The organism is Rhizohabitans arisaemae (genome assembly GCF_025996515.1).
Taxonomy (GTDB): domain Bacteria; phylum Actinomycetota; class Actinomycetes; order Streptosporangiales; family Streptosporangiaceae; genus Rhizohabitans; species Rhizohabitans arisaemae.
The window spans coordinates 729,992-750,936 of sequence record NZ_BLRH01000034.1; the positions used below are offsets into that span (position 1 = coordinate 729,992).

Genomic DNA, 20,945 nt, shown 5'->3' on the forward strand with positions numbered 1-20,945 from the left:
GTCCGGCGGCATCCGGCCTCAGACCCCACGACGATCGCTGCCCCAGGAGAGCACGTGCTCCGGCACGGCCGTGTCCGCCGGGAGGGCCGGATCGGGTATGGGGGTTCCGGGCACGATTCGCAGGGGCACCTCGCCTGCCCACACCGGCCAGTCGTAGTCGGACGCGTGGTCGGTGGGCGGCCCGGTGCGCACCTTGGCGGAGTACTCGCTCAGCTCGACGGCGATGACGCGTACGCCTCGGAGCTCCTTCTCGGTCATCGGGCGCAGCCGGTCGAGGCGGCCCGGGACGACCCGGTCGATGAGCTCCAGCATGACCTCCCGCTTGAGCACCGGGTCGAGCACCTCACTCCCGCTGCCGAACGCGACCACCGAGCGGTAGTTCACCGAGTTCTGGGCCACGGCGCGGCTGAGCGTCAGCGAGTCGAGGATGGTCGCCTCCACGCAGACGGGGACGCCTTCGCTCACCCGTTTGATCATCCGGTTGGCGGGCGAGCCGTGGATGTAGAGCACGTCGTCCCGGCGCACGTGCAGCGTGGGCAGCACCACGGGCCCGCCGTCGTCCACGAAGGCGACATGGCACATGAACGCCTCGTCGAGAATCGCATGGACCAGTTCGGGGTCGTACGATCCACGCATCGCGCGTCGCCGGACCTTGACCCGGTCGCTCGCCGGTCCCGGCTTTCCATCGTTGATCGCGTCAGCGGACACCACGATGTCTCCCTCTCGTTCGTTCTTCGGGTACGCGTTGATGTCAGTAGCCGGCGGCCCGGCCGAGGCGGCGGGGGTCGGCGACCCCGTGCAGGGTCCCGTCGGGACGGATGTGCACGGCCTGGCAGCTGCCCAGCTCCGGCTCCCACGGCGACACCCGGGTGATTCCGATGCCGCGGCGCTCCACCTCGGCGAGCACGTGCTCGCCCATGGTCGACTCCACCATCGGCCGCCGGCTGGGATAGCCGGAGGCCCCGAACATCGGCTGCCACACCGACTCGGCCGGATCCATGCCCCGCTCCAGGACGTTCACCGAGTTCTGCAGCACGTTCTGCAGCGCCGAGATGCTGGGCGAGGCCGCCGCGAACACCGGACGGCCGTCCCGTACCGCCAGCATCGACGTGGCCCATCCGACGGGCACAGGGATCACCGGGTCGGCGCAGAGGAACATCGGGCGTGGCACGATCACGCCGTCGACCATCAGCCCGACCCCGAAGGGTGTGGACGTCGCCGAGTGAGCGCCATGGGCGATCATGCCGGACTCGTCGACCGCCACAATCGCGTTGGTACCCAGGTTCATCGGGTCGAACGGCCTCGGCGGCCCCGACTCGACCTGCCGCCACATCTTCTCCGCGACCTCGGGCGTGACCGCCTCGACCATCTCCTCCCTGTGCGGCAGCCGGAAGGCGCCGTTGTTGAAGGTGAGGCCGTGGTGCCAGGCTTCCTCGACGATGCGCATCAGCAAGTACAGGCTCTCGGGATCCTCATCGGGCCGACCCCGCCGCCCCAGACCGCCGATTCCGGCCATGCTCAGCATCAACGCGTACAACGACCCGGTGGTGTGCAGCTCGTAACCCCCGGCCACCGGCAGCACCGGCAGCGCGGTGTCGTGGGCCGACCCCGCGGCCATGTCGTCCAGGGTGATCCGGCCCCCGGCCGCCCGGGCTGTCTCCACATAGCGGCGGGCGAACTCCCCCTCATAGAAATAGGACGGACCCTGCTCGGCCAGCTGCTCGATCGTGCGGGCCAGCGCAGGCTGGCGCAGCACCTCCCCCACCCTGAACATGTGCCCGTCCGGGAACCACACCTGCCGACCGGCCGCATACCGGCCCGCCACCGTCCGGCACTCAAAGGCCCAGCCCCACAGCAGCTGATCGACCGTGAAACCCTCCCGGGCCGCCGTCAGCGCATCGGTGAACAGCTCCGCCCAGCCCAGCCGCCCCCACTTCGACCAGGCCGTGTGCGCCGCCAGCACCCAGCCCGGGGTGACGACGGTACGGCCCGACCAGCGGCCCGCCTCGTCCAGATCGCCGTCCTCGGCGGCCGGCACGTGTCCCAGGTGGTGGATGAACCGGCTCTCACCGGTGGCCGGGTCGTACACCGTCATCGACATCGTGCCGGCCAGGGTCGTCATGGTGGGCTCGACCACGGTCTGCACCGCGGCCGCCGCCAGATAGGCGTCCACCGCACTGCCACCCGCACGCAACGCGGCCACCCCCGCCGCCGACGCCGCCGGATGCGACGTCGAGATCATCGCACCACGGCCCACCGCCGACACCTGCGCCGGATCCGGCCGCGACGGCCGCGCCGGGACCTCACTCATCCGATCTCCTCACCCTCGCCCAAAGACGAGACTGCATACGCCCAGAAACGGGCGAACGCGACTCAGTGGCACAATTCAGCCTGCTATATGGGATGGCGCGAGACCAACGACAACCGTCGCAATCCCCACCTGCGCGGCACAGCACTTTGTCGGATCGACCGCCGTCACAGGTACGCGACCGGGGTCATACGAGAGCGGGCGCCGAGCGCACGACGTCAGCACCGTTGATGACGTCGTGCGCTCGGCGCCCGCTCGGCAAAAGGACCGGGGGTTACCCGTGTGCCGGGTCAGTAGCCGGCGGCCCGGCCGAGGCGGCGGGGGTCGGCGACCCCGTGCAGGGTCCCGTCGGGACGGATGTGCACCGCCTGGAAGCTGCCCATTTCCGGTTCCCACGGCGACACCCGGGTGATTCCCAAACCGCGGCGTTCCACCTCGGTGATGGCCTGCTCGCCCATGGTCGACTCCACCATCGGCCGCCGGCTGGGATAGCGCGCAGCCCCGAACATCGGCTGCCGGACCGACTCCGCCGGATCCATGCCCCGCTCCAGGATGTTCACCGAGTTCTGCAGCACGTTCTGCAAGGCGGAGACACTGGGCGAGCCGGCGGCCAGCACCGGACGGCCGTCCCGTACCGCCAGCAGCGAGGTCCCCCAGCCCATCGGTATGGGCGCCCACCGCTCGGTGAACAGCGTGATGGGGCGGGTCACGACAACGCCGTCCACCATCAGGCCGACCCCGAACGGCGTGGACGTCGCCGAGTGCGTCCCGTACGCGATCATGCCGGACCCGTCGACCACCACGATCGCGTTGGTGCCCATGTTCATCGCGTCGAACGGCCTCGGCGGCCCCGACTCGACCTGCCGCCACAACCTCTCCGCGACCTCGGGCGAGACCGCGTCGGCCATCGCGTCAAGGGGGGATTTCCCGCTGAAGGGATCTCCGGAGATCGACAATCCGTAATGCCAGGCTTCCTCGACGATACGCATCAGCAGATACAGGCTCTCGGGATCCTCATCGGGCCGGCCCCGCCGCCCCAGACCGCCGATTCCGGCCATGCTCAGCATCAACGCGTACAACGACCCGGTGGTGTGCAGCTCGTAACCCCCGGCCACCGGCAATACCGGCAACGCCACGTCGGCCGCCGCCCCCGCGGCCATGTCGTCCAAGGTGATCCGGCCCCCGGCCGCCCGCGCGGTCTCCACATAACGACGGGCGAACTCCCCCTCATAGAAATAGGACGGACCCTGCTCGGCCAGCTTCCCGATGGTCTCGGCCAGCTCCGGCTGCCGCAACACCTCCCCCACGCCGAACATGTGCCCGTCCGGGAACCACACCCGGCGACCGGCCGCATACCGGCCCGCCACCGTCCGGCACTCAAAGGCCCAGCCCCACAGCAGCTGATCGACCGTGAAACCCTCCCGGGCCGCCGTCAGCGCACCGGAGAACAGCTCCGCCCAGCCCAGCCGCCCCCACTTCGACCACGCCGCATGCGCCCCCAGCACCCAGCCCGGGGTGACCACGGTACGGCCCGACCAGCGGCCCGCCTCGTCCAGATCGCCGTCCTCGGCGGCGGGAAGCCCGCCGGCAGCGGCCACCATGCGGCCGGCACCCGTGGCCGGGTCGTACACCGCGACCATCAGGCCGCCACCCAGGGTGGTCATGGTGGGTTCGACCACGGTCTGCACCGCGGCCGCCGCCAGATAGGCGTCCACCGCACTGCCACCCGCACGCAACGCGGCCACCCCCGCCGCCGACGCCGCCGGATGCGACGTTGAGATCATCGCACCACGGCCCACCGCCGACATCTGCGCCGGATCCGGCCGCGACGGCCGCGCCGGGACCTCACTCATCCGCACTCATCCGTTCTCATCCGTTCTCCTGATCCTCGCCCGGAAACGGGCGAACGCACCTTCACTCTTCGAGGGGATTCAGACTGTCACTCGACGACCCGCCCGCGACCCACCGAGAGGGAGCCGACGCGGCGGTACAGGCGGCCGATGAAATCGACACCCACCACGGCGCCCGTCTCATCACGACGGAAGCAGCCTCGGGTGCCGGTGAAGGCCCCGCTCATGAGGATGTACCGATCTCCCCTTCCGGGCAGCAGGCCGAGCGTGAACGGCGGGTAGTCGAACACCACCTCGCTCAACGCGACATTCGCCTCCGGCTTCACCCCGAACTCCAGGGTGAGTTCCCGGCCGGACGACGTGACCGTCACCCATGCGGCACTCGACTCGTAGGTTCCTTCGACCGCCGAGGCGCGTCCTTCGTCGAAGGCGAGCGGCTCAGGGTCGCGGGCCGCGAGCCCGAGTTCCGCGTCGAGGACCCACCGGACGACGTCCTTGGTGAACCGGTTGCCGTCCGGGGCGCCGTTGGCGGCGGCGACCACCGCGAAGTCACGCTCGGGGACCATGAGCAGCTGGGCGAACTGACTGTTCATCGATCCGCCGTGGCCGACGGTGCGCACACCGTCCACGTCGCGCAGGAACCAGCCGATCCCGACGGCGTCGCCCAGCGCGCTGCCGAACAGCTCGGCCGACGGTTGCCGCATCAGCGCCGCCAGTTCGCGGGGCAGAATCCGCTTCCCCGCCGAGTCGCATCCGTCCGCGAGGTGGAAGAGCGCCCACGTCAGCTGGTCGGCGACCGTGGAGGTGACACCCCCCATGGGATTGCCGTTCCGGGTGCCACGCCAGGGCCGGGTCACACTCACCGAACCGTCGGGGTTGCCGTGGTGCCCGACCGCGGCCCTCCGGGTGATGGCCTCGTTCGCCGAGAAGAAGGTCCGTGTCAGGCCGAGCGGTCCGAGCAGCAGCGACCCGACGGCCTTCTCATAGGTCTTCCCGGTCACCTTCTCAATGACCCGGCCGGCGAGGGTGAAGGCCGCATTGTTGTACGAGGCACTCGATCCCACGGGGAAGAGCTGCCCCAGGCCGGCCATTCTCGCCACGTACCCCGCGAGGGCGTCGTCCCCCTCGCCGGTGTCGACGATCAGGCCGTCCCAGCCCGAGGTGTGGTTGACCAGCTGCAGGACCGTCACCGTGTCGGCCACCCGCTCGTCCTTGACCCGGAACTCGGGGAGGTAGCGGCGGACGGGGGCGCCGAGATCGACATCGCAGGAGGCGACGAGGCACATCAGCGCGGTGGCGGTGAAGGTCTTGGTGATCGAGCCGAAATGAAACAGCGTGTTGTGATCGACCGCCAGCGGGTTCTCGACACTGGTCACGCCGTGCGAGGTGAAGGTCTTCCTGCCGTCCGTCGCAACGCCGACGGCGACGCCCGGCATGCCAAGCTCTTCAGCTCTGACCCTAACAAAGTCTGATAAGTCAGCTTGTGACACTAATCAGCTCCCTGTCTCATTAGCTGAGGCGGATGTAAGTGAAATGTGGAGATCGCCACCGAAGGTCACCGCCCGGGAACCCCCATGACCTGACGGAGAACGCGCATCACGTTCTCACCGAGCACCTTCTTGATGTCGGCCTCGCTGAAGCCACGCCGCGCCATCACCTCGGTGATCTTGGGAAGGTCGGCCGGGCGCTCGATCTCGGCGGGGGTGAACCCGCTTTCGTGCCCCGGTATCAGCTGCCATCCGCCGAAGTGATTCTGGAAGTAGTCCTCGATGAAGTCCGGTCCGATGCCGACGTGGTCGACGCCCGCGGTCACCACCATGTGCTCGATGTGGTCCACGACCCGTTCCGCCGACGGATTCACCGGGTCGATGAAGTGCGGAATCGCGGCGGCGACGCTGATCACGCCACCGAGTTCGGCGATGCGTTTCATCTGCTCGTCGCCGAGGTTGCGATGACTGTCGTGGATGGCCAGACAGGCCGAATGGGTCGCCAGGAACGGACGTGTCGCGAGCTGGAGCACGTCCTCGACCCCGCCGAGGCCGAGATGGCTGATGTCGAAGACGATCCCCAGCCGCTCCATCTCCTTGAGCACCTCGATGCCCTGCGGCGTCAACCGGCTGCGGGAGGAGTCGTCGAACCCGCTGCCGTCGGCCAGGAACGTACGGCCGTAGTGCGCCATCGAGACCACACGGACACCGACGCGTTCCATGGACCGGATCAAGGCCGGATCCTGCCCGATCGCATGGGCGCCCTCAAGCGCGATGACCAACGCGATCTTGTTTGCCGCGAGCGCGGCGTCGATGTCCGCCGCGGTCAGGCAGACGGCGACCTCGCCGGAGTTCTCCGCGGCGAGCTCGTGGATCCGCTCGACCTGCAGCAGGGTACGGCGCAGCGCGCCCTCCGACTGGAACTGCTCCTCGATCCAGATCGGCAGTACCTGGACGTCGACCCCTCCGGCACGCAGCTGGGGAAGCCAGTACTCGGCGAAGTGCCGCCGCTGATACCGCTGGTCGAAGTGGTCGACCAGCAGGATCAGGTCGTTGTGCGTGTCCACGACGACGGCGTCCCGATGCAACGTGTGTGCGTCCATCCGCGTTCTCCTCGTGAGAGCCGGTGTTCGAGCGTTCGGGGAGGCCTCACACCCCTGGATGGGTCGAACCTAGAATCGACGCACCGTCCATCACCATGTGCACCTGTCGTGGATTGCCGTCCGGATTTGCGACCGTGAGAGTACGGCGGCTGTGCTCCCGGCCGCAGACGCCTTCCGGAAAGGCGTCTAGCGGGACCGGCCGTAGCCCCTGTCGCGGAGGGAGACGTGGCCGGCACTCAGGTCCGCCATGCGGGCGACCCCGAGAAGCTGCAAGGTCCGGACGGCCTCCTGCTCCAGAATGCCCAGTGCCCGGCACACCCCGCGCTCGCCACCGGCCATCAGCCCGAAGAGATAGGCACGGCCCACCATCCCCGCCGAGGCGCCGAGCGCGCGGGCGGCCACGAGGTCGGCACCCGAGCGGATGCCGGTGTCGACGAGGACCTCGGCCTTCGCGCCCACGGCGTCGACGACACGCGGCAGAAGCTCCAGCGGGGTCGGGGCCCGGTCCAGCTGCCGGCCACCGTGGTTGGAGACGACGACCGCGTCGGCCCCGCGCTCGACCACCGCAACCGCGTCCTCGACGCTCTGGACGCCCTTGACGACGAGTTTTCCGGGCCATCGGCCGCGCAGCCAGGAAAGATCGCGCAGATCGGCCCGGGGATCGAACATCTGATTGACGAGCTCGGCGACCGTTCCGTGCCACGACGTCAGCGAGGCGAACTCCAGCGGCCGGGTGGTGAGCAGGTTGAACCACCACGACGGATGGCGCGCCATCGCGGCCAGCGTGCGCGGGGTCAGCGTGGGGGGAATCGTCAGACCGTTGCGCACGTCCCGCAGCCGCGCGCCGGCCACCGGTGTGTCCACGGTCAGGACCAGCGCCTCGTACTTGGCCGCGGCCGCCCGCTCGATGAGCCGCGCGCCGGCGTCACGGTCCCGCCATAGATACAGCTGGAACCAGTGACGCGCGCCGGGAACCGCGTGGACGAGGTCCTCGATCGAGGTCGTCCCCATGGCCGACAGTGTGTACGGGACACCGGCTCGTGCCGCGGCGCGAGCCACGGCGATCTCACCTTCGTGGTGCATCATCCGGGTGAAGCCGGTCGGTGCCAGGACGAGCGGCAGTGGGCTCGGTCCCCCGAGGATGTCCACGGACGTGTCGACGACGCTGACGTCCCGGAGCACACGGGGGTGGAATTCGAGGTCGCGATAGGCCGCGTACGCCCGCTCGATGCCGATCTCGTTCTCGGCCGCGCCGTCGACGTAGTCGAAGACCGGTCGCGGTGTGCGCCGGCGGGCGAGCGACCGGAGATCCGCGATGGTGTGCGCCCGGCTCAGCCGCCGGTCGACACCGTCGACGACGAGGGGGCGCCACCGGAGCAGCGGCCGAAGCTCCGACCATCGTGCCAGCCGTCGCGGGGTCTTCCGTTTCCCGGGCGGTGCGGCCATCCGGATGCTCCTCTCTTCGTGCGACGACCACCGGCTGACCGGTCCGCGCCGTCATGAGGTTAGGTGCGGGGCGGCGGTACGGCATCCGCCCGCCGTCGCAAGCCCGCCGCGGATTCTCCATCGCCTGTCGGTCGAAGTCGTCTGCGGCGTGAAGTGACGATGAACACCGTGATTCGTGATACCCATCTCTCCTTGGTGGCCGTCGGCTCGGCATCCGGTCAACCTGTGGCGTGTGTCGACGCCTCGTCCGTCGTGCACGGCGCGACGTCGATGGACGGCGTCCGCGAGGCTCTGGCCGAGACGTTGGAGCGCATCCGGACCGAGTTCTTCGACGAACGGAACGGCGACCCCGACTCGATCGTCGCGGTCGTGACCCGCCCGCCGGCGCCGGGGGCCGACCACGGGCTGCTCTTCGTCGCCGCGGACGGGCCCCTCGGGGGGTGCGGCGAAGCGACCATGCTCGCCGGCCGTATGCTCGCGTCCGGCCCGGGTTCCACCGTCGTCCTCGATACCACCGCCGGTCCGATTCTCGCCGCAGACCTCGGGAACGGCTCCATGGCCTTGCGGATGCAGACCCCGGCCGAACACTCCGCCGATCACGTCGTCGGCGTCGAGGGCCGCCGGCTGAGGGTGAGGACCCTGACCGTGGCCGGCAACACGTTCGCCGTCGTCGCCGCCGACGACGTCGGGCTCGACATCGGCGGAACGCTGCCGGTGCTGCTGGCCTCCCGGGGCGACGCCCTGCTGCGGGCGATTTCCACGGCCGTCGTCGGGCGGACCGCCGAGACGGCCCCCACCATGCTGCTCCTCACCGAGCCCGTCGTCGGCGGTTCGACGACGAGTGCGGTCGTATGGGGTAACGCCATCCTGAACCGTGGCCCCTGCGGCACGGGCACCTGCGCCCGGCTGGTCGTCGCCCTCGAAGACGGCGAGATAGGCGCCGGGAACACGTTGCAGCATATGAGCCCGTTCGGCTACGCGTTCACGGCTCGGCTGGACGGCGCTTCCCTCGGCGCCGGCGCCGGTGAAGGTCCCCACATCGTGCTCCAGGGCCAGGTCGGCACCCAGGCCGGTTGAACGCTTGCTTCCGGGCGTCCGCAAAAACCCCGGGGTCCGGCCGCGGAATCGGTGCTCCCGGTGGCTCGTCACATACCCAAGGAGGCAACCCATTCTGTAGTGAATGGCGACTCTATAGCCATAAACAGGGTGATTGCGTACTTTATGGCGCTATACGGGTTCCGTGTAACTCAGTCTGGATACGTACCCCCGTGTTAACGTAACGCACCCGCTAAGACGCCGGCGATCCCGTCGAACCGGGTAAGCCTGGTGGGAGGCTCGCTGTGACAGCTACAGAGCTGAAACGTCTCGTCGACGGCTTGGGCCAGCGCCTGCGACGCAATGTCACGGTCGACGACCCACGCCTGCGGCAACTGGCCTTCTCCTCACATGAGTACGGCGCGATCGATCGGCTCAGGGAGCAATCGATCTTCAAACGCGAGGTACCCCGGGAGGTCGCAGACTGGATCCGTTCCGCCGGGGGGAAGACCGCGACGGGGCCCTTTCGCCCGCCCGTCAACCCCGAGATCGGCGCGACGACCCAGCGGCTCGGCCTCCCGATCCGGCAGCGGGGTGTGCTGCTTGGCTTCGTGTGGATTCTCGAGGGTGACGACCCGCTCACCGAAGCCGAGATTCAGACCGTCCTCGACACGATCGACACGATCGCCGTCGTGATCCAGCGCGACCAGCTCGCCCACCAGCTGCATCGCAGCCGTGCTAGGGAGCTCCTCCGCGACCTGGTGGCCCACGACGATCAAGCCACCCGGGAGCAGGCCGCGGCCGACCTGGTGGACGCCGATCTGTTCGCCGCCGGTGAGCCGGTCGTCGCCTTGGTCGTCACCCTTCATCCAGACGATCGGGCACTGCTGGACGGCGAACGCGACACCCTCGCCGACTGCCTCGAGCGCGTGAGCGGCCGGCTGTCGGACCGGCGCCACGCCAGCCTGGTCCGCCGCAACCACGGCCTGCTCCTTCTCTCCACCAGAGATCCCCTGGTCAGTGGGGACGCCAAGCTGGGTCTGGCCGAGGAGTTGCTCGACGCTCTCGCGCGCGGATTCCCCGGCGCGCGGCCCATGGCCGGATTCGGTGACGTGGCGGAGACCCTTACCGGCTTCCACCGGTCCTACGGCCAGGCCGAACGCGCCGCGCGGGTCGCGCGGACGGTGGAGGGCCTTGGGCCTGTGGCCCGGTTCGACCGCCTCGGCGTGTACGGGCTTCTCGCCCGTATCCCGCGGGAGGAGCTCACCCTCGACGCGCTTCCCCCGGGGCTGCTCCGCCTGCTGGACGTCGGCGCCAAAGGCGAGCAGCTGGCCTCCACCTTGGAGGCGTATCTCGACCATGCCGGTGACGTCCAGGCCACGGCGGAGAAGCTCTTCGTCCACCGGACGACGCTCTACTACCGGCTCCAGCGGATCGAGGGGATAACCGGGGCGCAGCTGACGAACGGTGAAGACCGTCTGACCTTCCACATAGGACTGAAGATCGCGCGCTTGGTGGGGCTTCGACACGACTAGCCCTCGGCCGTACCGAAACTCCTCAGGCGGCTCCGCGGCGACCTGCCGGGTGGCGCCCCCGGCCGCTGAGGGGTGAGGGTGCCGGGGGCGCCTTGTCAGGGCGTCGGGCTACCCCGTCGACGCCCGCGGATGGTTCTCAGGCCGCTCCCCGGCCCGCCAGGCGGTGGGCCGGTTCGAGGCCGTACGTCCGCCCGATGGCGGTGCCCACGAGGATGAGGCGGAGCGCCCGTTCGGTGGCGTCGGTGATGAGGTGCGCCGCCTGGGCGATGGCCCCGTCCAGGTCGATGGGGCCGGCCAGGATGCCGGCGAAGGCGTCGATGCCGGTGTCGTAGGTGTCCCGGGCGCCGTGCCCGATCGTCCCGGCCAGGGCGATGACCGGCTTGCCGTACCGCTTGGCCCTCCGGGCGACCTCGGCCGGCACCTTGCCGTACCGGGTCTGGAAGTCGATCGCCCCCTCCGCGGTGATCACCAGGTCGGCCGTCGCCAGCCGCGCGTCGAGGTCCACGTGGTCCAGCACGACCTCGAACCGGGGGAGCAACCGGGCGCCGAGGACCGCCGCCAAGCCGGCCCCGAGCCCGCCCGAGGCGCCCCCGCCCGCGACCTCGCGCAGGTCGAGGCCGCTGTGGGCGGCCATGAGCTTGGCCCAGTGGTCCATCGCGGCCGACAGCGTCTCCACCTGCTCGGGTGTGGCGCCTTTCTGCGGGCCGAACACCCGGGCCACGCCGCGTTCACCGGTCAGCAGGTTGTGCGGGTTGCAGGCGACGAGGATCTCGGTCGTGGCGATCCTGGGGTCCAGGCCGGAGGCGTCGAGCGTGGTCACCGCCGACAGCACGGCGCCGCCGGGGCCCACCGGCTCGCCGTCGGCGTCCAGAAGCTTCACCCCGAGCGCCCGCAGTGCCCCGGCGCCGCCGTCGCAGGTGCCCGAATCGCCGCAGCCGACCAGGATCCGTTCGCAGCCGTGGTCGAGCGCGGCCCGGATGAGCAGGCCCACGCCGTACGTGCAGGTCCGACCGGGATCCCGGAGCCCCGCGGGAACCAGGCGCAGTCCGGCAGCCGCCGCCATCTCGACGACCGCGGTGCGCGGTCCCGCACCGCCGAGCACCGCGAAATGCGCGGCGACGGGTTCACCGACCGGACCGGTGACCGTCACGTCCACGATCCGCCCGCCGGTGGCCGCGGCGAGGGTCCTGGCCGACCCTTCACCGCCGTCCACCAGGGGGATCATGTCGACGAGGGCGCCGGGCACGACCCGGCGTACCCCCGCGGCGATGGCGTCGGCGACCGCCTCCGCGGTCAGGGACTCCTTGAAACCGCTCGGCGCGACGACGAAACGCAGGGGAACTATCGCGGTCATGTCTTCTCCAGGATCAATGAAGGGGAAGGCCGAGCAGCGGCCAGATGAAAAGCGCGAAGACCAGGACGAGTCCGGCGGTGAGCGGCGCCAGGAACAGCGACAGCCGGAGCAGGTCTGACTTGCGGTAGGTGGCCACGTCCAGGACCGCCGCGAACATCGCGACCGGCTTGGCGGAGGAGGGCAGGGTGTGGCAGAAGCCGGCGGCGGCGGTCGAGGCGAACGCGACCGCGGCGGGGTTGAGGGCGAACGCGGCCGAGATCGGGATCAGCAGCGGCACCAGCACCGAGGATCGGGCGGAGCGCGACTGGAGCACCAGGTGCGCCGCCGTGCTCACCGCCACCACGATGATCAGAAAGCGTTCACCGCTGATCGCCTCCGTGCCCCGGAACATCACCCCCGCCAGCCAGCCCGCCGCCCCCGAGTTGGCCAGTGTGCCGCCCAGGACGGTCGTCGTCGCCATGAACAGGAGCAGCGACCAGGGCACGGTGGACATCGCGCGGCTCATCTTGACCGTGCCGAGCCGGGGCGTGGTGATCGCCACCGCGCCGAGCAGGGCGACCATCGCCGGGCCGATGCCGTGGAGCGACTCGGTGCACCACAGCGCGACCACGACGAGGAGCAGCAGCCCGGATCGCCGCTGGGCGCCGGTGAGCGGCCCTTCGACCTGGGCGCCGGCCTGCTCGGCGAGGGCCGCCCGGTCGACGGACAGCCGGGTGCGACGGTCCTTGTGCCGGGTCATCAGGAACAGCACGAGCTCGGTGGCCAGGTGTGAGCTGAGCACCGCGAACGGCAGGCCCAGGATCAGCCACCGGCCGAACCCGATGCCGGTTCCCGTCGTCGCCGCGAGCACCTCACTGGTGATCAGGTGTGCTCCGGCCCCGATCAGCGTCGCGACCGCGGACAGCAGGATGACGGTCGGGAAGAGCAGCGCCAGCATCCGCACCACCCGGACCCGGGCCGCCAGGGCGGTGGCCAGCGAGGTGAACACCGGCACCGCGAGCGCCGCCCGCCCCGACGTGGAGGGTACGGCCAGCGCCGTGACGAGCAGCGAGGCGGTCACCAGGTGGGCGAGCTGCCGTACCGAGGTCGCCTTGGACACCAGGGCGACGGCGAGCCGGGCGGGGAGCCCCGAGGAGTTGAGCCCGGCGGCCAGCACGAACGCCGAGATGAGCAGCCAGATCGTCTCGCCGCCCATGGACCGGAACAGGTCGGCCGAGCTGAGCACGCCGACCACGACCAGTGTGGCCGCCGCGGCCAACCCCACGAAGGTGTCGTCCAGCCGTCCCGACATCCAGGCGAGTACGGCACAGGCGAACACCACCAGCGTGATCCGCCCTTCCTCCGACAGCCCCGCCTCCGCTCCCGGGACGACGTGGAGCATGACCGTGGGGAAGGCGGCCAGCACGGCGAGGACGACCCACAGCGGGAGCCGGCGTTTTCGGCGTGGTTCTTTCGAGCGTTCAGGGTTTTCATCCGGTTCGCTCGACACGACGACCGGCAACGGCAGGGTGTCCCCGCGCCGTGGTGTCGTCGCATAGGTGGTAACCGTCATGATGACCAGGATCGGCGGGCTGTCTGAGGCGAAGATGAGCCTTCGATGACAACGCTCTCATCCGGGCCGGGCCGTCACGGCAGCAGCCGGTAACCGACCCCGCGCACCGTTTCGATGCGGTCGTGCCCGATCTTTCGCCGCAGGTAGCGCACATAGACGTCCACGACGTTGGACCCCGGGTCGAAGTCGAACCCCCACACATGGCTCAGCAGCTGCTCACGGGTGAGAACCTGATCCGGATGCCGGCAGAACACCTCGCAGAGGGCGAACTCCCTCGTGGACAGCTCGACGGCCCGATCCCCCACATGGGCCCGCCTGGCCCGCAGATCCAGCGAGAGGTCGCCGACGCGCAGCACCGTCACCTCCGGCACCCGGTCGCCGCGCAGGCGCAGCCGTACCCGGGCCAGCAACTCCTCGAACGCGAACGGCTTGGCGATGTAGTCGTCCGCGCCGCCGGACAGCGCGGCGACCGTGTCCGCGACGCTGTCCCGGGCCGTCAGGACGATGACCGAGATCGGGGTCCTCGCCTCCCGGAGCCTGCGCAGCACCGTGAAACCGTCGCAGCGCGGCAGTCCGATGTCGAGGATCAACAGGTCGAACTCGCCGCTGGTCGCATAGTCGTACGCGGCGACGCCGTCTCCCACCACGGTGGTGGTGAAGCCGTTGCCGCGCAACCCCTTCTCCAGGAACGACGTGATGCGCACCTCGTCCTCCGCGATCAAAATGCGGTTCACCCATCCTCCTCTTCCAGGTTCACGAGGGGTCCGTCGTGCGGGATGCGGACGACGAACAGCGCCCCTCCCCCGTGGTTCTCCTCGACTCGTACGTCCCCGCCGTGGGCGTGGGCGATCGAGGACACGATGGCCAGCCCCAGCCCGGCGCCCTCACCGGTGCGGCTCCCGGCCCGGACGAACCTGCCGAAGATCCGCTCCCGGTCCTCAGCGGGCACCCCCGGCCCGCAGTCGCGCACCCACAGCTCGACGGCGCCGTCACGTACGGCGGAACCCACGGCGATCGGGTCGCCCGGAACCGTGTGCCGTACGGCGTTCGCCACCAGCTGGATCAGCGCCTGGGTCAGGCGGTGCCGGTCGGCCGGCATCTTGGTGTCGGCCACCTCCTCGACCCGCCAGGTACGCGGCCCGAGCGCCCGGACCTTCGCCAGGACGCTCACCGTCAGGTCGGCGATCTCGACCTCCTCGATCGTCAGGAAGCCCGGCTGCTGCGACTTGGCCAGGGTGAGCAGGTCGTCGACGATCCGGTTCATCCGATCGAGCTCGTCGAGGACCAGTGCGATCGTCTCCGCGTTGTCCGCCGGATCGTCGCCCATGAGCTCCAGATGACCGCGGACGACCGTGATGGGGGTACGCAGCTCGTGGCCGGCGTCGTCCACGAAATCACGCTGGACGGCGAAGGCGCGCTCCAGCCGGTCGAGCATGTGGTTGAACGTCGCGGACAGCGCGGCCACGTCGTCGTGGCCCCGGACCTCGAGTCGCCGACTCAGATCGGAGGAGTCGCCGATCCGGGCGGCCGTCTGTCGCACCAGGCGGATCGGCGCCAGCACCTGGCCCGCGACCAGCCACCCCGCCAGGCACGCCAAGGCCAGCGCCACCAGCGCCGTGATGCTGAGCGCGCTCACGGCGTCGACGACCTCCCCCCTCAGCCGGTCGTAGAACACCGCGACGACCAGCGCGCCGGACTGGGTGTCGCTCCGCACCGGGATGACCGCGTAGTGCACCCGGCCGGCGGCGCTCGCGGCCCAGCCGTGTATGGGCTTGGCGGCCGTTGCGGCTGCCGTGACCAGCGCCTTGTCGGTGTGCAGGTCCGCCGGCGGCCGGGCGAACGTTCGCCGATGGAGCCGGCCGTCGAGGACCGTGAAGAAGGTCTCGTACCCGTCGGGGACGTTGACCGTCAGATATCCGCTGAGAAGCAGGTCGATGTCGCGTTCGGTACTGGCCGTGACGTAGCTGCGGAGCTTGCTGGCCTCGTTGGTCAGTTCGGCGTTCACCCGATGGTCGAGACGGGAGAGCAGGATCTGCCAGGTCGCGAAGACCGCCACCCCGAAGGCCAGGGCCACCACCAGCGCCATCCAGCCCATGATGCGGGCTCGCGCGCTCACAGGATCAATCCGTCCCCGCCGCGTCAGTCGTCGTCATCGTCGTCGTCGCTCACCCGGGGCGGCGGTGGGGGGTTCACCGGCTGGCCTTGATCGCGCCGTGATACCCGGGGGGAAGACGGTTTGGCGCTCGGCTTCGCCTTGGGTTTCGGCTTGGGGGTGGCCTTGGGCGTGGGAGCCGGAGCGACCGAGGCCGCGGGGTTGGACACCACCAGGGCCGAACCCAGGTCGGGCGGATCGCTGCTGCCCGCCCAGACCAGCACCACCGTCGTGGCCGAGGCGAGCAGGGTCCCGGCCATGAGCGTGAAGAAGGATACGCGACGGTCCATGGCCCCTACGTTACGGGCGGTTGACCGAGACCAGGGTGAGAGCGAGATGAGAGGACTCTCATCATGCCGCTCCCCGCACCGGGCCGTATGGCGGCGCGCACGCCCCGAACATGATCGCCGGCCCTTGACGGCACACGTCTCCCGCAAGATCGTGAGGCCGGGGGTCGTCGGTGTCATCCAGTGAGGAAATCGTGACCGGTCTCGTTCGCAGGGACCTGCTTGCCTGGCCGGCCCGAGGCGCCTTCGGCGCGGTGGCGGCATCGGCGACCGGGAGCGAATCCTCGCCGAGGTCGAGGTGGCCGCGGGCGAGCGGATGACGGCGGCCAGGCCGGCGACACCGGCGTGCGCCTGCCACGGCCGTGGTCTCCCGCAGACCTGATCCGGGTAGGTCCGACCCAGGGCGCAAGCCGGGGCCGGACCCATCGGCCGACAGGGCCTCCGGCTTAGCCTGCCCACAGAATGTCGACGACCATTACCCGGTGTTCCGCCTCCGCCACTCTGACAGTGGCCATGCCGACCTCACCGAAGAACAAATGCCGGTACTCGGCGCGTGGTGAGGGGCATAGGCGGCGTCCCACGGACGTTCAGGAAAGTCCACGATCCGTTCGACCAACTGCGCCTGCACCGCAGCGGGCAACTCGTGAAACTACACCATCGCCCGCTTGCCAAGTGTGATGTTCATGGAGCGTGCCCGCTCTTACCGGCTTCGGCCGACGGATCGCCGGCCGGGCACCGGCTCATCCGGCGACGTGCCCTCTGTCTCGGCATCGGTCGCGGCGGCCTTGACGACCTCCCGGTAGCCGTCGCGCAGATAGGCCTGCGATCGGAGATCCCACTGATGAAGAACCTGCTCAAGCAGGTGAAAGCGCCAAGGGTCGACGGCCGGCTGCAGAGCCGAGCGATACTCGCTGAGGAAGCTCTCCCGTTGGGCGGGATCATGCAGCCTGCTCAGGATCAGCTGTGGCAGCGACTCCCGTTCATCGGACGGCGTGGCCGCCGCGCTGTGCATCACCAAAATCACCTCCATGTCCTCCTACCCGTGTCCGAGACTGCCGCTGAGGGCGATTTCACGGGCGGCTATCGTGCCACCTGTCTCCTCACTCCGCCGGCCGGTGGTGCCTGCGGCCGGATGGCCGCGGTCAGCCGGTTACGGCGCGGAGGGCGCCCGGGCGGCGGAGGTTGAGGCGGTCCAGGGCCTCGGAGGTGGTCGCGTCGGCGGGAAGGTAGACGATCAGGCTCTGGCCTTCGGTGTCGAGGGTCTCGTAGGCCAGGCGCAACTCCCCGGCCTCCGGATGGATCAGACGCTCGACGCCGGTGCGGCGCGGCGCGACCGGGGCCGCCCCGAGCCGTTCCTTGAACGGTGAACCGGCCGTGACGGTCAGTTCGTCCACGAGGTGCGAGAGATGCGGGTCGTCCAGATGGGACTCCGCCTTGAGGGCGGCGATCCGGTCGTCGGCGACGTGCTCCCAATCGGGATAGGCGGCTCGGGCCCGGTCGTCGGCGAACAGGAACCGGATGCGGTTCGGCGGCTCGCCGTCCAGCAGACCGACCGGCCGGGCGAGGCGGTCGTAGGCGCGGGTGTGGGCGACCGTCTCGCCGATCCGGTTGAGCAGCACCGCCGGGGTCGGCTCCAGCCGGTCCAGCAGCGCCCGCATCGAGGGACGCACCTCGTTCTCCGGCGGCAGCCCAGGGCACAGGGCGTCGGCGCCGGAGGCCGACTTGGCCAGATTGCGGAGCTGGATCCGTTCGTTCAACGTCAGGTGCAGCGCGTCGGCGAGCGCGGCGAGGACCTGGGGCGACGGGTTTCGATCCCTGCCCTGCTCCAGCCGGGTCAGATAGTCGACGCTGATCCCGGAGATGGTGGCCAGCTCGGCGCGCCGCAGACCGGGCGTCCGCCGGCGCGGCCCCGTGGGCAGCCCGACCACGCCCGGTGTGACGGCGTCCCTGCGGCCGCGGAGGAACTTCCCCAACTCGGTGTCGCTCACAGCCCGAGTTTACGGTCGGCGGCGCGTTCGGACGGTGGCCCTGTCAGGGCTAGCCTCATCCCGGTCTTCCTGCCGCCACACCCGGTCGACCAGGCTGTCTCCATGACGTTCACCCCCAACGAGATCACCTACCTGACCAGCCAGCCACTCGGGCGTCTGGCCACGGTCGGGCCCAACGGCCGCCCCCACGTCGTGCCCGTCGGCGTCTTCTACGACCCGGAGGCCCGCGACATCGTGATCGGCGGGGTCGAGGGCAGCGGCATGGCCACGAGCAAGAAGTTCCGCGACGCCCAACGCCATCCGGAGGTCGCGCTCATCGTGGACGACCTGGCTTCCGTCGACCCCTGGCTGCCGAGGTACATCGAGGTCCGGGGGTGGGCGAAGACCCACACCTCCGGGGGTGGAGACCTAGGCGAGCGCATCGGTGCCCACATGCCGTTCGACCCGGCGTACATCCGCATCCATCCGCGGCGCATCGTGACCATGGGGATCGACACCGACTTCTTCGAGGTGTCCGCGCGGGATGTGGCGTGATGCGCTACCGGCTGCTCGGCAGGACCGGCCTGCGGGTCTCGGAGCTGTTCCTCGGCGCGATGACCTTCCAGGGGCCGGAGGAGGCGGCCGAGATGATCGACCTGTACGCGGACGCGGGCGGCAACGTCATCGACACCGCATCGGCCTACGGGGACAGCGAGGAGGTGCTCGGCGGCCTGCTGCGGCACCGTCGCGACCGGTTCGTGCTCGCCACGAAGTTCACGCTGAGCAGGGACGCCGACGACCCGAACGCGGGCGGCGGCCACCGGAAGAACCTCACCCTCTCGCTGGAGGAGAGCCTGCGGCGGCTGCGTACCGACTACATCGACCTGTTCTGGGTGCACGCGTGGGACCGGCACACGCCCGTCGAGGAGACCATGCGGGCGCTGGACGACGCGGTCCGCGCAGGGAAGATCCTCTATACCGGGGCCTCCAACCTGCCGGCCTGGCTCGTCTCCCGGGCCAACGCACTGGCCGAATGGCGTGACTGGTCGTCGTTCGCGGGGATCCAGGTGCCCTACAGCCTGCTCACCCGGGACATCGAGCGGGAGCTGCTGCCCATGGCCGAGGCCCACGGGATGAGTGTGGCCGTCTACGGGGCGCTGCAGGCCGGGATCCTCTCGGGCAAGTTCACCGACACCCGGGCCGCCCCCACCGGGACCAGAGTGGACCCGGCCTCCCTCACGCCGCGCGACCGGCGGGCCGCAAACGCCGTCCAGGAGGTCGCCGCGGAGCTCGGAGTGACTCCTTCCCAGGTCGCCATCGCCTGGACCCGGGCCCGTTCGGCGGCGGTGCACCCGATCGTCGGCGCACGTGACGCCCGGCAACTCCGCGACAACCTGGGGGCCCTCGACGTGGATCTGCCGGCCGACACCGTGGACCGTCTGAACGCGGTGGCCCAGTTCGACCCGGGCTACCCGGCCGATCTCTTCACCCACCCGCTGTCCGAGATCGAGACCAGGCTCGACGGCCGCTGACCCGCTCACTGCCGCACCGCCCACGATGGCCACCCGCAGCAGGTCCGCCAAACCACGGTCGGCGATCGACCGGATGCTCCGGGTCCGCGCGTCGTACAACTCCTGGCGTCTGCCTATGGTGAACCGGGACGGCGGCCGCGGACCTGAGCCGTTGACGAGGATCCCGCTGCGGTTCAGCCGGTATCGACAGCATGCCGAACACAGCACGACCTTCGGAGGTTTCGATGTCGACACCGTGATCGATCACGTGCAGATCGATCTTCCCCTCTCGCAGGTCCGGGGTGAGGCGGGCGACATCGTGGGGCGGCGGAGGCCGGGGCAAGCCTGCCGATCAGCTGGACCGTCGCAGGGAGCCGACGTACCGATGGGCGTCGCGCGCCACCTTTCGCCACAGTATGAGGGTCGCCGTATCGTTTCCTTGGGCTGGAAACGCGACCCGTTCCCGCATTGTCCGCGTTCCCATGGTCACGTGTTCGGCGGTTCCCGCGTCGACGAGCCGACGAGCTCGATCCTGCGGGAGTTTCACGATGAGTTCACCGTTGTGACCGAGGAAGGCGAAGATCTTGCCGCCGGTGCGAAGCCCTGGGCTGCGAAACATCGTCCCCATGGCGACGTCCGGTGCGTTACCGAAGTCTTCGGCGATCCTATCGAGGAGACTCACGTTTGGCGTGTCTCGACCGTCAATCATGATTTTGTTCTCCTTTCGGGAGAATGCGGTCGAATGCCGCCGCTGAGCCGTCGACGACCAGCCCCTTGGTCCGGGCCGTCCGCAGGGGCATCAGTCCGGTGAAGAGCGCGACGAGCACCTGCGGTGGCGCCGTGACCGTGGCGTCGGGCTGACGCTCGGTCGAGCACGGACGCACATCGACCCGACCATGGTCGGCGATGACGTCGCAGCCGTCGTACAGGTCGCCGAGGCGCACGACCACGGCCGGCTCGTCCGGTGAGCCGTCCCGGCACAGGTGGCGCAGGGGCAGCGAGAACCAATGCACCCTGAACTCGTCATCGGCCGACGGGGCGGTCATCAGGGGTGCTCCCCAGCGAGTCAGCTCCCGCACCACGCTGCCAAGGTCCTGGCCGCGGCCGGTGAGACCGATCAGCGTCGCGGCGACCGGTGGCGGCTCCTCACGCCGAATGATCAGCCCGGCCGACTCCATCTCGCGGAGGCGCTCGGCCAGCAGGTTGCTGGCGATGCCGGGTAATCCGCGTCGCAGGTCGGAGAACCGGCAGGGTCCTTGGGTGAGCAGTTCGCGGACGATGAGCAGCGTCCAGCGGTCGCCAACCAGGTCAAGGGCACGGGCCATCGAACAGTACTGGTTGTACGAGCGCATGGCCTC

The 20,945-nt window shown here is 69.9% G+C and carries 19 protein-coding genes; 4 read left to right on the top strand and 15 right to left on the bottom strand.

Going from position 1 to position 20,945, the window contains the following annotated elements; genetic code table 11:
* Positions 1–18 precede the first annotated feature (18 nt).
* The 6 genes from RUR_RS18890 to RUR_RS18915 all read right to left on the bottom strand — a co-directional run bounded on the left by RUR_RS18890 (position 19) and on the right by RUR_RS18915 (position 8,194).
* A complete protein-coding gene (locus RUR_RS18890; protein WP_283136405.1) occupies positions 19–711 on the bottom strand; it encodes a pyridoxamine 5'-phosphate oxidase family protein in 693 nt (230 codons plus the stop codon).
* A 40-nt stretch (positions 712–751) separates the two neighbouring features.
* On the bottom strand, positions 752–2,311 hold the full coding sequence (locus RUR_RS18895; protein ID WP_283136406.1) for a gamma-glutamyltransferase: 1,560 nt from the start codon (positions 2,309–2,311) through the stop codon (positions 752–754).
* A gap of 287 nt (positions 2,312–2,598) precedes the next feature.
* Entirely contained in the window at positions 2,599–4,161 is a 1,563-nt protein-coding gene (locus tag RUR_RS18900; RefSeq protein WP_283136407.1) for a gamma-glutamyltransferase, read from the bottom strand.
* Between the two features lie 86 nt (positions 4,162–4,247).
* Positions 4,248–5,648: a serine hydrolase domain-containing protein gene (locus RUR_RS18905; protein ID WP_283136408.1), complete on the bottom strand. Its 1,401-nt coding sequence runs from the start codon at positions 5,646–5,648 to the stop codon at positions 4,248–4,250.
* A 65-nt stretch (positions 5,649–5,713) separates the two neighbouring features.
* Positions 5,714–6,748, bottom strand: a complete 1,035-nt coding sequence (locus tag RUR_RS18910) for a dipeptidase (RefSeq protein ID WP_283136409.1) — start codon at positions 6,746–6,748, stop codon at positions 5,714–5,716.
* 186 nt (positions 6,749–6,934) lie between these two features.
* Positions 6,935–8,194, bottom strand: coding sequence for an alpha-hydroxy acid oxidase (locus RUR_RS18915; RefSeq protein WP_283136410.1), 1,260 nt, complete (start codon positions 8,192–8,194; stop codon positions 6,935–6,937).
* Positions 8,195–8,353: 159 nt separating this feature from the next.
* Between RUR_RS18915 and RUR_RS18920 the strand changes: the two genes are divergently transcribed.
* Complete coding sequence (locus RUR_RS18920; RefSeq protein ID WP_346349048.1) at positions 8,354–9,271, top strand: proline racemase family protein; 918 nt, start codon at positions 8,354–8,356, stop codon at positions 9,269–9,271.
* A 263-nt stretch (positions 9,272–9,534) separates the two neighbouring features.
* On the top strand, positions 9,535–10,764 hold the full coding sequence (locus RUR_RS18925; protein ID WP_283136412.1) for a PucR family transcriptional regulator: 1,230 nt from the start codon (positions 9,535–9,537) through the stop codon (positions 10,762–10,764).
* 136 nt (positions 10,765–10,900) lie between these two features.
* On the opposite strand, the gene RUR_RS18930 is transcribed toward RUR_RS18925, so the two are convergent.
* From RUR_RS18930 to RUR_RS18960, 7 genes are all read right to left on the bottom strand, one after another.
* Positions 10,901–12,118, bottom strand: a complete 1,218-nt coding sequence (locus RUR_RS18930; RefSeq protein ID WP_283136413.1) for a glycerate kinase family protein — start codon at positions 12,116–12,118, stop codon at positions 10,901–10,903.
* Positions 12,119–12,131: 13 nt separating this feature from the next.
* Positions 12,132–13,670 carry an SLC13 family permease gene (locus RUR_RS18935; protein WP_283136414.1) on the bottom strand — a complete coding sequence of 513 codons (1,539 nt, stop codon included), beginning with the start codon at positions 13,668–13,670 and terminating at the stop codon, positions 12,132–12,134.
* Positions 13,671–13,744: 74 nt separating this feature from the next.
* Positions 13,745–14,404 carry a response regulator transcription factor gene (locus tag RUR_RS18940; RefSeq protein WP_283136415.1) on the bottom strand — a complete coding sequence of 220 codons (660 nt, stop codon included), beginning with the start codon at positions 14,402–14,404 and terminating at the stop codon, positions 13,745–13,747.
* Positions 14,401–15,786, bottom strand: a complete 1,386-nt coding sequence (locus RUR_RS18945; protein WP_283136416.1) for a sensor histidine kinase — start codon at positions 15,784–15,786, stop codon at positions 14,401–14,403. The genes RUR_RS18940 and RUR_RS18945 overlap by 4 nt, the downstream gene beginning before the upstream one ends.
* Positions 15,787–15,809: 23 nt before the next feature.
* Positions 15,810–16,112 (bottom strand): hypothetical protein, encoded by a 303-nt coding sequence (locus RUR_RS18950; protein WP_283136417.1) that lies wholly within the window; start codon positions 16,110–16,112, stop codon positions 15,810–15,812.
* A 697-nt stretch (positions 16,113–16,809) separates the two neighbouring features.
* Positions 16,810–17,139 (bottom strand): DUF6247 family protein, encoded by a 330-nt coding sequence (locus RUR_RS18955; protein WP_283136418.1) that lies wholly within the window; start codon positions 17,137–17,139, stop codon positions 16,810–16,812.
* Between the two features lie 112 nt (positions 17,140–17,251).
* Positions 17,252–18,097, bottom strand: a complete 846-nt coding sequence (locus RUR_RS18960) for a helix-turn-helix domain-containing protein (RefSeq protein WP_283136419.1) — start codon at positions 18,095–18,097, stop codon at positions 17,252–17,254.
* A 102-nt stretch (positions 18,098–18,199) separates the two neighbouring features.
* Here RUR_RS18960 and RUR_RS18965 point away from each other — a divergent pair, with 102 nt between their 5' ends.
* Entirely contained in the window at positions 18,200–18,631 is a 432-nt protein-coding gene (locus RUR_RS18965) for a PPOX class F420-dependent oxidoreductase (RefSeq protein WP_283136420.1), read from the top strand.
* Entirely contained in the window at positions 18,631–19,608 is a 978-nt protein-coding gene (locus RUR_RS18970) for an aldo/keto reductase (RefSeq protein WP_283137046.1), read from the top strand. The genes RUR_RS18965 and RUR_RS18970 overlap by 1 nt, the downstream gene beginning before the upstream one ends.
* A 331-nt stretch (positions 19,609–19,939) precedes the next feature.
* Here the strand turns inward: RUR_RS18970 and RUR_RS18975 are convergent, their stop codons facing one another.
* Together RUR_RS18975 and RUR_RS18980 are read right to left on the bottom strand one after the other, a co-directional pair.
* Complete coding sequence (locus RUR_RS18975) at positions 19,940–20,269, bottom strand: hypothetical protein (protein WP_283136421.1); 330 nt, start codon at positions 20,267–20,269, stop codon at positions 19,940–19,942.
* Between the two features lie 19 nt (positions 20,270–20,288).
* Positions 20,289–20,939, bottom strand: coding sequence for a winged helix-turn-helix transcriptional regulator (locus RUR_RS18980; RefSeq protein ID WP_283136422.1), 651 nt, complete (start codon positions 20,937–20,939; stop codon positions 20,289–20,291).
* Between the last annotated feature and the right edge of the window lie 6 nt (positions 20,940–20,945).